Below are 13,759 nucleotides of genomic sequence, written 5' to 3'. Positions count from 1 at the left end.
TGATGGGACTCCAGCTCGGGGCGATCCCCCTCGACACGGCGGTGCTGCGGATCTCGCTTGCGGCGGCGCTCGGGATGTTTCTGGGGCTCGAACGCGAGTGGTCGCACAAGTCCGCCGGCATCCGGACCTTCGCCCTCTTTAGCCTGCTGGGGGCGGTGTTCACTATCGTCGGGAGCGAGACGCTGCTGGTCCTGGGCGGCGTGCTCGTCATCGTCCACGGGGTCTTGCTCGCCGTCGAGGGGCTGCTCACCGGCAAGGAGGAGAGCCTGGCACTGACGACGTCCGTCTCGCTCCTGGTCTCCTACGGCATCGGCGTCCTCGTCGCCAACGACTACATCCTGGAGGGCGTCGTCGTCACCGTGTTCTCCTCGCTGTTGCTCGTGCTCAAGCGGGAACTGCACGGGTTCGCCTGGGGGCTGAGTCGGGCCGAGCTGCGCTCGGCGACCGAGTTCGCCATCCTGGCGTTCGTCGTCTTCCCCCTCCTGCCCCGCGAACCGGTGCCCCTGCCGGGGCGCTCTCGGCGGTCACGCTCGAACTCCGGGTCATCTGGCTGATGGTGGTGTTCGTCGCCGGAATCGGCATCGTCAACTACGCTATCGTCCGGTCGTACGGCGGGCGGGGCATCGTCGTCACCGGGTTCTTCGGCGGCCTCGCCTCCTCGACGGCCGTCGTCGGCACGATGCTCGACCACGTCGACCAGCATCCCGCCGCGGCCACGTACGCGCTCGCGGCCATCCTGCTGGCCGACGCGGCGATGGCGTTCCGGAACCTCCTCATCGCGCTCGTCTTCACCCTCCAGGAAGGGGCGCTCCTCGCCGCCCTCGTCCCGCTGGTGGTCATCGTCGTCGGGACGGTAGCCGTCGCGACCTACACGGCCGACTGGTCGGCGTCGGTCGAGATGGACCTCGAGAGCCCCTTCTCGCTCCGGAACGCACTCGGCTTCGGCGGTGTCTTCCTCGTTATCGTCGTCGTCGGCGGCGTCGCCAGCGCGCGGTTCGGGTCGGCGGGGCTGGCGGTCACCTCGGCCGTCACCGGGCTGGTCTCGAGCGCGGGCGCGACCACTTCTGCGGTCCTGCTCTACCGGGCCGGCGACATCGGCCAGCAGACCGCGATGGTCTCGATACTGACCGCGACGGCCGCGAGCGTCCTCGTCAAGGCCGCGCTCACCGCGACCGGCCCCGACCGACGACTGGCCGGCCGGGTCGCCCTCTGGAGTGTGGCCGTCCTCGCGGTGGCCGGGCTGTCGGCCGTCGTGTTGCTCGTCTGACCGGGGAGTCGTCGCTCAGAACTGATAGCGCCTGTCGTCGTCGTCCTGCTGGGGCGTCGGGCCACCGGTCATCTCGTCGTAGGTCATGCCCGAGAGGTACTCGTCGTAGGTACAGTCGTACCCCGACCGGAGATGGAAGTCGAGCGTGCCGCGTTCGACGGCCGACTGGAAGAGCATGTGGACGGCCCGCCGGACCAGCTCGTCGGTGTCCTCGGGATCGAGTGCCACCGACAGCATCGCCAGTTCGTTCTTCGTCTCCCGGTCCAGGCCGACGGCGAGTTCCGAACCGAAGTCGGCGTAGGCGTCCGTGACATCGTCCTGCAGGTCTTCGAGGGACATGAGACGAGTCAGCAGTCGGCCGAACAAACGCCTTCCGACTCGCGTCCGGTCGCTGTCGGTCGTGCCGGCGCCCGGATATGACAACGTTTAATATAAAATCGCGGTAAATGCTTGCACCTGACTCGCCGACAGGTTCTCGGTGAGATTCGACCATGGGGAACGACGGGGAGCATGGGTCGTCCGACAGCGGGGCCGGTGTGAGTGGGTCGGGGAGCGACGAAACTCTCGATTCGGCCGGCACTCGCCTGGGCGCGTTCGCGAACCGCTACGTGGCGAAGCTCGCACTCGCACTCCTGCTCGTCGTGCTGTTCGTCTCTACGGCCGGGGCAGTGAGTTACGTCCAGACCTACAACGACGTCTCCGCGGAGGCGACGGAGAACCTGGAGGCGACCACGGAACGGCGAGCGGCGTCGGTCGGCGAGTGGCGCGCGACGCTCGAAGCGCAGGTGCGGGACTACTCGGTCGCCGACGTGTACGGGAGCAGTCCGGAAGCGACGACCCGCTATCTGCGCGAGGTCCACGCGACGGCGGCCGAACCGGTCCTCGCCCTTCATTACGTGGATACGTCCGGGTCCGAGCACCGCGTCGTGGCCAGCACGGAACCGACCGCCGGCGAGACGGGCGCGCCACGGCACGCTGACTGGCACGCCCTGGTCGAGCGGGTAGCGAGCAATGCCTCGGCCACCACGGCCGTGAGCGTTTCGGGCACCGCATACGAGCGCGACGGCTCGCTCGCACTGTCGGTCGCGAGCCCCGTCAGGAACGCCTCCGGCGTGCTCGTGCTGGTCGCCAGCGCCGCGGAACAGCGCCGTCTCCTCCGGACGGGTGACGACGAGACTCCGTCGGTGGTGCTGAACGGGTCGGGCGTCCCGGTGCTCGGGGCCGACGGGGCGACCGCGGACATCCCGATCGCCGACGAGCAAGTAGCGCGGGCGCGACGTGGTATCGCGACGACCGACCAGCAGGGCGACGCGGTGCTCGCCTACGCTCCGGTGGGGAACTCCCGCTGGGTGGCCGTCACCGCCGCCGAGGCGTCGATGCTCTACGATACCGCCCGGACCGTCCGGAGCGCGGTGGTGCTGCTCGTCGGGACGGCCGTGGCCTCGCTGGCGCTCGTCGGCGTCGTCATCGGCAGACAGACGGTCACGCCACTGGTCGAACTCCGGCGACGGACCCGCGAGATGGAGCGCGGGAACTTAGACGTCGACCTCGAAACCGACCGCGACGACGAGGTCGGGCGCCTGTTCACGTCGCTTTCCAGCATGCGCGACGCCCTCCGCGAGCAGATACGCGAGGTAGAGCGGGCCCGGCAGGCGGCCGAACGGTCGAACCGGGAACTGGAACGACAGAACGAGCGCCTGGAACAGTTCGCCTCGACGCTCTCCCACGATCTCCGCAACCCGCTGACGGTCGCCCGCGGGCAGGTCGAACTCCTCGAGGCGGAACTGGCGTCCCTCGAGGAGGCCGACCAGGAGGCGATCCGGGAGCACACCGAGTCGCTCGAACGCGCTCACGACCGGATGGAGGCGATAATCGAGGACGTGCTGACCCTGGCCCGCGAGGGGGCGACCGTCCGGGACCCGTCGCCCGTCTCGCTGCGCGAGGCCGCCGAGGACGCCTGGGCGAGCATCGACGGCGAAGCGGCGACGCTCACCGTCACGGCCGACCGGATCGTCGAGGCCGACCGCTCGCGGTTGCTCCGCGCGCTCGAGAACCTCTTCCGGAACGCCGTCGAACACGGCGGCCCGGACGTCTCGGTCGAAGTCGGCGACCTCGACGACGGGTTCTACGTCGCCGACGACGGCCCCGGCATCGACGAAGACGCGGCCGGCGACGTCTTCGACTACGGGTACACGACCAGCGAGACGGGGACGGGACTGGGGCTCTCTATCGCCGAGACCATCGCGCAGGCACACGGCTGGCGCCTGTACGTGGATACGACCGCCGGGGACGGGGCGATGTTCGTCTTCGCGGACGTGACCGACGGCGAGGACGCCGCCGACGAGCGGTTCGAGTGGGGCGGCTCCGACGAGGACTGACTCGCCCGCCACGGACCGCCAGGTCCATACCGGGACCCGCCCAACCCTCGCTGGATGACCGACCAGTCGACAGCGACGGACCTGCCCGGCGACCTGCCGGCCGACCCGGCGGCCGTCCAGCGAGCGCTCGTCGAGTGGTACGACGACGACCACCGGGACTACCCGTGGCGCCGTACCGACGACCCCTACCCGATTCTCGTCTCGGAGGTGATGAGCCAGCAGACCCAGCTCGACCGGGTGGTCGACGCCTGGACGGACTTCCTCGAGCAGTGGCCGTCGGTCGAGGACCTGGCTGCCGCCGACCGGGCCGACGTGGTCGGGTTCTGGACGGACCACTCGCTGGGCTACAACAACCGGGCGAAGTACCTCCACGAGGCCGCGCGACAGGTCACAGCGGGGTACGGCGGGGCGTGGCCCCGCGACCCCGACGGCCTCGCGGACCTGATGGGGGTCGGTCCGTACACCGCCAACGCCGTCGCCTCGTTCGCGTTCAACAACGGCGGCGCGGTGGTCGACACCAACGTCAAGCGGGTGCTCTACCGCGCGTTCGGCGTCCCCGACGACGACGCGGCCTTCGAGACAGGCGCGGCCCACCTCATGCCCGAGGGCGAGTCGCGCACCTGGAACAACGCGATCATGGAACTTGGCGGCGTGGCCTGCGGGAAGACGCCACGGTGTGACGAAGCCGGCTGTCCGTGGCGACAGTGGTGTGGCGCGTACCAGTCGGGCGATTTCACCGCACCGGACGTGCCCACCCAGCCGGCGTTCGAGGGGAGTCGCCGGCAGATGCGGGGCCGCGTCGTCTCGGTCCTGAAAGAGTACGACGAACTGCCCCTGGACGACCTCGGTCCGCGCGTCCGGGTGGACTACGCGCCCGACGGCGAGCACGGGCGCGCGTGGTTGCGCGACCTGTGCAGCGACCTGGCTGCCGACGGCCTGGTCGAACTGGACCGCCGCGACGGCCAGCCCGTCGCGCGGCTCCGGTCCTGAGACGGCGATTGCGCCAGGTGCTGGGCACGACAGTTTCGACGGCTGCACCACGAGTGCTTTCTGCCGGTGCCACGTAGCCTCCCGTATGAGCGACCACGAGCCTACCGGCGTGTCCCGGCGCCGCCTCCTGGTGGCCGGGGCCGGCCTCGCCGCAGTCGCCGGGTGTCTCGGCAGTGCGGACCGCCCAGCGCCGATCGCGCTCGACGCCGGCCAGCACTGCGACCAGTGCGGGATGATAGTCGACCAGCACCCCGGCCCGTCGGGACAGACGTACTACCGCGACAACTCGCCGGCGGGACACGACCCACCGGCGAGGTTCTGCAGCACCATCTGTACCTACCGGCACCGCTTCGCCGCGAGCGATCGGGGGTGGCAGGTCCGGGTCACGTACCTCACCGACTACGCGACGGTCGACTACGCCGTCCAGACCGAGGGCGGGTCGCAGTTCGTCTCGGCACATCTGGGTGCCGAGGCCTTCGCGCCCAGCGACGAGCTGGAGGTGGTCGTCGGGTCCGACGTCGTCGGGGCGATGGGGCCCGCGCTCGTGCCTTTCAGCGACCCCGACGCCGCCGACGCGTTCATCAACTCTTACGGCGGTGAACGCATCCCCGCCGAGTCCATCTCGCGCGAACTCCTCGAGAGTCTCTGACTGGTCGTCGACGGTCGACGCTCCGAGGGGGAGACTGGACTCTCAGCGGTACTCGACGGCGGCCGTGGCCCCGGCGAGCGAGAGGACCACCCAGCCGACCAGGCTGACCCAGGCGAGTATCGGGGCGACGAACCCCGACCGCCCCTCGAAGGCGACGTACAGCACCGTCTCGAAGACCAGCCCGCGATAGGCGCTGGTCGGCGAGAGCGCCAGCGCGGCGCCCAACCCGCCCTCGCTCGCCAGGCCCGCATCCAGCGCGCCGAAGAGCGCGACGTCCGTCCCGACGACGACCAGCAGGAGCCCCGCGACGGCCAGCAGGATGGCGCTCCGGCCCGACCCCGCCACGGCCGACAGCGCCAGCGCGATGGCAAGCGACACCAGCGCCAGCAGCGCCGTCAGGGTCAGGAAGCGCACGTAGAGGAACGGCGAGTCGATGCCCCGGTGGCTCGCGAAGACGGTTATCTCTGGCCCGGACGTGGTCGCCACGTGGACGCCCAGCAGTGCAAGCGGGACCACCGTGACCGCGAGCAGCGCCACCGCCCGGCCGACGTAGACGCCGGTCACGTAGGCCCACGTCGGCAGCGGGTACGTCCTGAGGACGTCGAGTTCGCCCCGGACCGCGTCGTCGACGATGGCGCGGTAGCCGACGGCGAAGGCGACGGTTGGGACGAGTACCTCCACGACGAGCAGGACGTCGACGACGGTGGGGACGTAGCCCCCGGACGGCCCGCCGCCCGCCCGGGCCACGCCGAAAGCCACGCCGGTCAGCGCCAGGGCCAGGAAGACGTAGGTCCGTGTCCGGACCGCCCCGCGGAGTTCGCGCCGGACGACCGTCCACAGTCGGGCTCGCGTCCCCGTCATTCCCCACCCTCCACCTGGGCCCGGACCGGTTCGGCGTCGCGGTCCAGGAGTGCCGAGAACGTCTCGTGGAGCGGGCCTCCGGTTCGCTCGCGGAGCGCCGCCGGCGTGTCCGTCGCGACGACGGCCCCCTGGTCCAGGACGACCACGCGGTCGGCCGTCGCCTCGACCAGCGGCAGCTCGTGCGAACAGAGCACGACCGCCCGGCCGTCCGCCGCGATGGAGTCGACCACGTCGAAGACGTGCCGGCTCATCTCCGGGTCCAGCCCGCTCGCGGGTTCGTCGAGCGCGACCACCGGCGGGTCGCCGGTCAGCGCCTGCGCGATGCCGAGCAATCGCGTCATCCCGCCCGAGAGCGCCTCGACACGACGGTCGGCGACCGCGTCGAGGCCCACGCGTTCGAGCAGTCGGTCGGGGTCGTCGTCGACCAGGTCGGCGTAGAACGCAAGCGTCTCGCGGGCGGTAAAGCCCGGACGGAAGGTCGGCCGCTGTGGAAGGTACCCCAGCCGGCGCGTCGCCGACGGCCCTTCGTAGGCGATGGTGCCCGTGGTGGGTGAGTCGAGGCCGACGAGCAACCGCAACAGCGTGGTCTTCCCGGACCCGTTCGGGCCGACGAGCGCCGTGATGGCGTCGGCGGGCACCTCGACGGTCACGTCCGAGAGCGCGGTGACATCGCCGAAGCGTCGCGTCACGCCCTCCGCCGTCAGTGACGGGTCGGTCACGCCGGGGCACCTCCGGGTTCGGTCTCGTTGCGCGCCGACGCCAGCAATCCCGGGTTCGCCGGGTCACGAAGCGGAGCGAGGTCCACGATGCTCGCCTTGCGGAAGCCGGGCGTCGTCCCCCGCAGTGCCCGGACGCCACGGACGCTGGGCGCGGCGCTCAGCGTCACGGCCGCGTCCGTTCGGTGGAGTCGCCTGTCGACGGCGTCCGTGGGCGAGTAGGCCCGGTCGAGTGTGGCGGCAGTCCCGGCCATGTCGTACGCGCCCGCCCAGTAGTTCCCCCGGCCGTCGTGGGTGTAGATGCGCAGCGGTCCGGTACCGGCAGTGGCGTGGCGGTCGTTCGCGACGAAGTCGTTCCCGACGACACGATTCGAGGGGATGACGTTCTCGGCGACGACGCCGACCTCGTTGTCGTAGAGCACGTTGTGCTCGTACAGCGACTGGACGGCGTTGGTCGTGATGCCCCGTCGGGTTCCGACGACGACGTTCTCGGCGACGTACTCCGTGACCCAGCGGTGGCGATACCGCTGCCCGAGTGACGCACGTCGTTGCCGACGACGGCGTTCCCGGTCGGTTCGGTCATGACGACGATGCCGGAGTACAGCTGCCCGCGGGCCCGGTTATCCGCGACCAGGGTGTCGGAGGTGTACATCAGGTGCGTCCCGAACCGGCCGCTCAGGAAGGTGTTGTTCCTGACGACGGTGCCGTGGGCGCGGTGGAGGTAGACGCCGTCGCGGCCGCCCCGCAGCGTCGAGTCCTGGACGACCACCGGCGCGTTCATGGCGATGACGCCCATGAATCCGTCACGCCACTCTGCGGTCCCGTTGACGGTGACGTCGCGCACGACGGTCCCCTCGCTCCGGCGCAACAGGATGCCGTTGGCCGGCGTCTCGACGGTCACGTCCGCAACTAGCAGCGACGATGCGTTCACCGCCGCGACGCCGGCATCGCCGCCGCCGTAACTGTGCAGAATCTTGGTGTCCCAGCCGCCCGTGCCGTCGGTGCCCTCGGTGCGGGTCGTGCGGTTCAGCGTGGCGTTCCCGACGCCGGAGATCGCGAGCCCGGTCAGGGTGACCCGGTCGGCCGTCACCCGGACGACGGTCCCGTTCCCGGACCCGACGAGACTCGCGTTCTGCCCCCGGACGGTGACCGGCTTGGCTATCCGAACCTCCTCCCGGTAGGTCCCCGCGGGGACGAGGACGGTCGTGTTCGGTGGCGCCGCGTCGACGGCCGCCTGTATCGTCGGTGCGTCACGGCCCACGACGACCGAAACGGGCCGGTCCAGCGTGGGCGAGCGCCTCGACGCGCCGGTCTGCCAGGGCGCGCCGGTCGTCGACCCGCTCGCGCACGTCGGTCGCCCGGAGCAACTCGAAGTCGCGCTCGCGGAGCGTGGCCCAGTCGACCGTCTCCCCGCCACACCGGTCGGCGAACGCGGCCGCGCTGTCGGGCGACGCGAACGGCACGACCACCGGCCCGGACGGGATGCGCGCATCGCTCCCGACGACGAACGTCGCGTCCTGGGCCGCCACCCAGTCGGGTCTGCGCGAGGCCGTCAGCGACCCGTCGTCCCGACACGTCGGCGTCACCTCGCTGTAGTCGGAGACGTAGACGGCGAGCGGGTAGCCGAACTGCTGTTCCCGGCCGGGTTCGTTCAGCGCGGCCACCGCCTGTCCCACGCCGGCGTACCCGACGACGAAGCGGTACTGCGAGTAGAATATCTCGGCCTTCGGGATCGAGAGGTCGCGGTGGGCCGCCGCCTGTTCGGTCTCCATCGACGCCCCGAGTTCGACGGTGTCCTCGAACGGCACCGGGTCTGGCGTGGCCGCGCTCACGTCCACCGCGAACGATCCGACGGCGAGGCTCACGACGACCACAACCGCGGTGGCAACGGCCCAGTCCTCGACGGTCGCGTCTTCGAGCCACATCAGTGTATCCTGTCTACTCTCGTGGCGGGTGAAAGTCCTCGCGGTGGCCGTTCGGCCAGCGGGACCGCTCGCGACACCGCCCCCGCAAGCCTCATCGCCCGGTCACCCCTCCTCGAAGAACCGGCCGCGGTACTGTTCGGCCAGTTCGCGGTCGAAGGCCTCGATGCCGACCACGTCGTCGGCCGTCAGGTAGTCCACGGCGTCGACGTACGCCACGGCATCCGCCCGGTCGGCGAATGGCGCGGGGTTGCGCATCATCGGGTCGTCCACCCGGTCGGGGTCGGTCTCCAGCGCGTAGTGGGCGGTCAGTCCGTCGATGGTCTCGCGGGTCTCGAAGTCGGTGACCCAGACGCCGCTGATAGGGGCGTCGGTGGCGGCGAACCGGTCGGGCACCGCGTAGTAGGCGACTAGACAACCGCTCGTGTCGAAGAAGGCCCGCTCGCCGTCCTCGTGGACCACCTGCGCGTTCCAGTCGGGATAGTCCGCGGGGACCATCTGACAGACCGGACAGGACCCCTCGGCCGGGACCGTGACCGGTTCGTCCAGCGACGCCGCGGGCGTCTCGGTCCCGGTGGCCGTCGTCTCGTGGGCGGCGTAACTCGTACACCAGGCTTCGGGGGCGATGGTCCCCTCGACGACGGCACACGCGCCCAGGCCGTCCCCGTTCTTGTCCGGGATGTAGAGTGGCAGTTCGAGCACTGCTGTCCGTCGCTCGGTTCCTCCTGGTAACTGACGGCCGACTTCGAGACGAGCGACGAGGGATCGCGCTGGCTGCCGCCGAGGCTGGTCGCCGTCTCGTAGGCCGCCGGGACGCCCTCGCTCTCGGTCGGCGTGGGCGTGTCGGTGGGAGTGGGCTCGCCGTCGCCACCACACCCGGCGAGACCGACTGCGAGCCCGCTTCCCAGTAGAGCGAGTAACCGCCGCCGGTCGGTCTCGGAGGGTCGGTCTTCCATACGGGTTCGTACGTGGCTGACAGTATTGTACGCTATGGTGCAGGCGTCGAAAGCGCGCTGCGGTGGGTCGCCGCCACCGCTGGTCGTTTATCCCCGGCGCGCGTTCGAAACGGTATGACCGGACCACACGTCGTCGGTATCGTCGGTAGCCTCAGGGACGAGAGTTACACGCGCGTCGGCATCGAACGGGCGCTCGCGGCCGCCGAGGCGACTGGCGCGACGACGGAACTGCTCGACCTTCGGACGTTCGATCTGCCCGTCTTCGACGCGGACGACCGGTCGGCCGGCGACGCCGACGCGTTCGCCCGGCGGGTGCGCGACGCCGACTCGATGCTCCTGGGGACGCCGGTCTACCACGGGTCGTTCTCGGCGCCGCTGAAGAACGCGCTCGACTACTGCGGGTTCGACGAGTTCGAGCACAAGACGGTCGGCCTGCTGGCCGTGGCCGGCGGCGGCTTCCCGATCACCGCCCTCGAACACCTCCGGTCGGTCTGTCGGGCGCTCGACTGCTGGGTCATCCCCCACCAGGCGGCCATTCCCCGTGCCAGAGACGTCGTCGAGGACGGCCGGATCACCGACGACGGCATCGAGGACCGCGTGGTCAAACTCGGCGAGGAGGCCGTCCAGTTCGCGAACATCGAACCTGACCCGCCGAGCTTCGAGAGCACGGAGAACGTCGGTGCAGAAGAGTAGCCGTGCGGGCCGCATTGCGTGCCCGAACCGTAGGCCCCCGTCGCCCGCTGTACGCCCACACCGCCGTCGAACGCCGGCCGTACGGGCAGAGAAGGAAACGGTCAAAGCCACCCAGTCTAGTTGCCGGGTGTGACACAGTGGGTCGAGAACCCGACCGGTGGGCGTGACCGCGGTCCGGCCGCAGTCCTCCGCGCGTGGGCCGAGATACTCGTCCGGCCGCGGCGGTTCTTCGAGGTGGGCGTCGCGCCCGGCGACCAGGCCCCCGGACTCGTGTTCGCCGCGGGTGTCGTCTTGCTCGAGGAGGCCAGCCGGTTCGCGGTGGCGAGGCTGGCGGCGCGGGGCGTCGTCTCGACCGGTCCGTTCGCGTATCCGGCGATCGGCGACTTTTCGCCCGGCGTCGCCCTCCTGGCGATGCTGGGCGTCGTCGTCTTCGTGATGCCCGCGACGGTGCACCTGACCGCGGCGCTCCAGACGCTCCTGCTGGCCCCCGTCGCCGAGAACCGCGGCGGGGTCAGCGAGACGGTCCAGGTCATGTGCTACGCGATGGCGCCATGTGTCCTCGCCGGCCTCCCGCACCCGGAGGTCAGAGTGCTCGTGACCGCGTGGGGCGCGGGACTCTACGTTATCGGGACGACGGTGGTCCACGACGTCGGCCTCGGGAAGGCGGTTCTCGTCGGCGCCGTCCCCGCCGCTATCGTCTTCGGGTACGGGTTCCGCGGCTTCCTCGCACTCTCGGTGCTGTTCTGACGGCGGGGTTTTTATGCCAGGCGCGCCCGCCTTCGGCTATGCTGAGTCTGGACATTGACGACTTCATGCTCGAACTGAAAGACGGCGCGTTCAAGAACATCGGCGCGTCGAACAAGCGGGCGACGGTCAAGCTCTACGACGTCGAGGGGGTGGACGTCCGGGAGTTCGGCGACGAACGCGTGAAAATCGCCTTCGAGGACGACCAGGGCAGCGTCGTGGAGGTGGCGCTGTTCCCGGAACAGGTCCAGGCGGTCGCTGACGGCCTCGAACTGCTCGAATCCGAGAGCGACCTGGTCGAGTGAACACCCGGTCGGTCGCCGGGAGATTCTCGCAGTAATTTCGACAACAGTTTTAGGGCCGAACTATTCACTCCTCTCAATGGGTTCGTGTATCATCTGCGGCAAATCTGTCGACGGAAGCATCTGTGACATCCACGAAGAAGACGCGCTGTTCGAGTTCCGCGGCCACCGCCCCGACCAGCTGACGGTCGGCCGGTACTACCGGGGGAACGTGGACGGCTTCGCCGAGTTCGGCGTCTTCGTCAACATCGGCGACAGCGTCACCGGCCTCCTCCACCGGAGTGAACTGGACCGACGGCTCGACTCCCTCGACTGGGAGCCGGGCGATACCGTCTACGTCCAGGTCAAGAACGTCCGGGACAACGGGAACATCGATCTCGGCTGGTCCATCCGCCAGTCCGAGCGCGAGTTCCGTGGCGTCCTCGTCGACGACCCCGAGATCGGCCACGCGGTCGAGCTCGAGGAACTCGAGGGGGAAGCCGACCACACAGATGCCGACGACGTACAGACCGACGACCGACCCTCAAGTGACGACACACAGGCCGACGACGCGGAGGCCGACGACACACAGGAGGGCGAGCGGGACGACGAATCGACCACCGACCCCTCCGCCGGCGAAGTGAGCCAGACCGGCGACGCCGACCGGGTAGAGGGCGCCGGCGGCACCGTCGGGACGACCGACGAGAGCGAGACCACGACGTCGACCGGTGGCGGTGCCGCCGTCGTCGAGCAGTCGGAGTCGGAGTCGGAGACGGCGGCCGAACCGGTCGCCGCCGACATCGGCGACCTGGCGGACCACGTCGGCGAGGACGTCCGCCTCGAGGGCGAGGTCGTCGGCATCCGACAGACCTCTGGGCCGACGGTCTTCGAGCTCCAGGATACGACCGGCACCGTCGACTGCGCCGCCTTCGTCGAGGCCGGCGTGCGGGCGTACCCCGACGTCGAGGAGACCGACCTCGTGACGCTCGAGGGCGAGGTCCGGCGGCGTCGCGGCGAGATCCAGGTCGAGACGGCGGACCTGACGGTGCTGGAGGCCGAGGCGCGCGACGAGGTCGAACAGCGACTCGCCGACGCCTTAGACGAGCAGGCCCGGCCCGACGCCGTCGACCCGCTGGCCGAGGACGAGGTCGTCGAACAGCTCGGCGAAGAACTCATCGAGGCCGCGACGCTCATCCGCCGGGCGGTCCTCACCGACCGGCCGGTCATCGTCCGCCACGCCAACACCGCCGACGGCTACCTCGCGGGGAGCGCCCTGGAGCGCGCGACGCTGCCGCTGGTCACTGACGAGCACCGCCGGGTCGACGCGCAGTACCACTACTTCGACCGCCGGCCGCTCGAGGGCGGCGTCTACGACATGGACGACGCCACGAAGGACGTGACGACCATGCTGGACAACCGCGAGCGCCACGACGAGAAGCTCCCGCTGTTCGTGTTCGTCGCCGCCGGCGGCACGCGCGAGAGTCTCGACGGGTTCGACCTGCTCGAGGTCTACGGTGCCCCCACCCTGGTCGTCGACGACATCGCCGTCGACGACGAAATCGCCGCGGCCGTCGACGCCGTCGTCTCCCCGTCCGCCTCCGGTGCGGCGACCACGACGGCGACCACGCTGGCGGCAAACCTCGCCGCCCACGTCAACGAGGCCGTCCGCGAGGACCTGCGCCACCTCCCGGCCGTGAGCTTCTGGGAGGACGCTCCCGACGCCTACGTCGCCCTCGCTGCCGAGGCAGGCTACGACGCCGGGGCCATCGCGCAACTGCGCGAGGCCGTCGCCCTGGAGGCGTTCTACCAGTCCTACGAGGACAAGCGCGAACTCATCACCGACCTCGTGTTCGGCGACGAGGACGAGGACATCGGCGACCTGGCGGGCCACATCGCCGAGCAGTTCCGCGAGAAGGTCGACACCGAGGTGGCGACGGCCCGCGCGAACCTCGACTACCAGACGGTCGGGGACGCACGTATCGCCGTCCTCGACACGGACGCGTTCTCCCACCAGTACGAGTTCCCGCCGGAGACGCTCCTGCTCGACGAACTCCACCGCGACGTCCGCGACGAGGCCGACGCGCTGGTCGGCATCTCGACCGACACGCTGTACGTCCGCACCGACGCCGACGTCGACTTACACGACCTGGCGGAGGCGGTCGCCGCGGAGGCCCCCGAAGGCGGCGTGGCGACCCGGAGCGTCCGCGAGGGGTCGGTCCGGTACCTCGCCGGCGAGCGCGGTGCCGTCCTCGACGCGACGCTGAAGGTCCTCTCGGACCGCCTGTAACGCGCCGAGACTTTT

13 protein-coding genes and 3 pseudogenes are annotated in these 13,759 nt (G+C 70.3%); 8 read left to right on the top strand and 8 right to left on the bottom strand.

Translation table 11 applies throughout. The annotated features are described in order from the left end of the window. The first annotated feature begins 2 nt into the window (after positions 1-2). A pseudogene (locus tag P1N55_RS03695) lies at positions 3-1,267 on the top strand (MgtC/SapB family protein). A gap of 15 nt (positions 1,268-1,282) precedes the next feature. On the opposite strand, the gene P1N55_RS03690 reads toward P1N55_RS03695, so the two are convergent. Next, entirely contained in the window at positions 1,283-1,606 is a 324-nt protein-coding gene (locus tag P1N55_RS03690; protein WP_276277640.1) for a hypothetical protein, read from the bottom strand. Between the two features lie 152 nt (positions 1,607-1,758). Here P1N55_RS03690 and P1N55_RS03685 point away from each other — a divergent pair, with 152 nt between their 5' ends. From P1N55_RS03685 to P1N55_RS03675, 3 genes are all read left to right on the top strand, one after another. Beyond that, positions 1,759-3,645, top strand: a complete 1,887-nt coding sequence (locus tag P1N55_RS03685; protein WP_276277639.1) for a sensor histidine kinase — start codon at positions 1,759-1,761, stop codon at positions 3,643-3,645. Positions 3,646-3,699: 54 nt separating this feature from the next. Further along, positions 3,700-4,635 (top strand): HhH-GPD family protein, encoded by a 936-nt coding sequence (locus tag P1N55_RS03680; RefSeq protein ID WP_276277638.1) that lies wholly within the window; start codon positions 3,700-3,702, stop codon positions 4,633-4,635. Positions 4,636-4,720: 85 nt separating this feature from the next. Further along, complete coding sequence (locus P1N55_RS03675) at positions 4,721-5,284, top strand: nitrous oxide reductase accessory protein NosL (RefSeq protein WP_276277637.1); 564 nt, start codon at positions 4,721-4,723, stop codon at positions 5,282-5,284. A gap of 42 nt (positions 5,285-5,326) precedes the next feature. Here the strand turns inward: P1N55_RS03675 and P1N55_RS03670 are convergent, their stop codons facing one another. The 7 genes and pseudogenes from P1N55_RS03670 to P1N55_RS03655 form a co-directional block, all read right to left on the bottom strand. Then, positions 5,327-6,145, bottom strand: a complete 819-nt coding sequence (locus P1N55_RS03670) for an ABC transporter permease (RefSeq protein WP_276277636.1) — start codon at positions 6,143-6,145, stop codon at positions 5,327-5,329. Continuing rightward, complete coding sequence (locus P1N55_RS03665; RefSeq protein ID WP_276277635.1) at positions 6,142-6,864, bottom strand: ABC transporter ATP-binding protein; 723 nt, start codon at positions 6,862-6,864, stop codon at positions 6,142-6,144. The genes P1N55_RS03670 and P1N55_RS03665 overlap by 4 nt, the downstream gene beginning before the upstream one ends. Then, positions 6,861-7,031: a hypothetical protein gene (locus P1N55_RS19600; RefSeq protein WP_346430000.1), complete on the bottom strand. Its 171-nt coding sequence runs from the start codon at positions 7,029-7,031 to the stop codon at positions 6,861-6,863. The genes P1N55_RS03665 and P1N55_RS19600 overlap by 4 nt, the downstream gene beginning before the upstream one ends. 156 nt (positions 7,032-7,187) lie before the next feature. Continuing rightward, positions 7,188-7,298, bottom strand: a pseudogene (locus P1N55_RS19595) (hypothetical protein); the annotation flags it as partial. Between the two features lie 122 nt (positions 7,299-7,420). Beyond that, a pseudogene (locus P1N55_RS19590) lies at positions 7,421-7,762 on the bottom strand (right-handed parallel beta-helix repeat-containing protein); the annotation flags it as partial. 349 nt (positions 7,763-8,111) lie between these two features. Beyond that, positions 8,112-8,786: a nitrous oxide reductase accessory protein NosL gene (locus tag P1N55_RS19585; RefSeq protein ID WP_346429999.1), complete on the bottom strand. Its 675-nt coding sequence runs from the start codon at positions 8,784-8,786 to the stop codon at positions 8,112-8,114. Positions 8,787-8,888: 102 nt separating this feature from the next. Then, entirely contained in the window at positions 8,889-9,485 is a 597-nt protein-coding gene (locus P1N55_RS03655; RefSeq protein ID WP_276277634.1) for a nitrous oxide reductase accessory protein NosL, read from the bottom strand. 368 nt (positions 9,486-9,853) lie between these two features. Between P1N55_RS03655 and P1N55_RS03650 the strand changes: the two genes are divergently transcribed. From P1N55_RS03650 to P1N55_RS03635, 4 genes are all read left to right on the top strand, one after another. Beyond that, complete coding sequence (locus P1N55_RS03650) at positions 9,854-10,432, top strand: NADPH-dependent FMN reductase (protein ID WP_276277633.1); 579 nt, start codon at positions 9,854-9,856, stop codon at positions 10,430-10,432. A 129-nt stretch (positions 10,433-10,561) separates the two neighbouring features. After that, positions 10,562-11,179, top strand: a complete 618-nt coding sequence (locus P1N55_RS03645) for a YIP1 family protein (RefSeq protein ID WP_276277632.1) — start codon at positions 10,562-10,564, stop codon at positions 11,177-11,179. Between the two features lie 38 nt (positions 11,180-11,217). After that, a complete protein-coding gene (locus P1N55_RS03640) occupies positions 11,218-11,481 on the top strand; it encodes a hypothetical protein (protein ID WP_276277631.1) in 264 nt (87 codons plus the stop codon). 76 nt (positions 11,482-11,557) lie between these two features. Continuing rightward, the gene (locus tag P1N55_RS03635) at positions 11,558-13,744 is read left to right on the top strand and encodes an OB-fold nucleic acid binding domain-containing protein (RefSeq protein ID WP_276277630.1); all 2,187 of its coding nucleotides are present in this window, start codon (positions 11,558-11,560) and stop codon (positions 13,742-13,744) included. The last annotated feature ends 15 nt before the right edge of the window (positions 13,745-13,759 follow it).

Source organism: Haloarcula regularis (assembly GCF_029338315.1).
Classification (GTDB): Archaea; Halobacteriota; Halobacteria; order Halobacteriales; family Haloarculaceae; genus Haloarcula; species Haloarcula regularis.
Note: the sequence above shows the minus strand (reverse complement) of the source record. Positions and strands in the feature narration are given on the sequence as shown.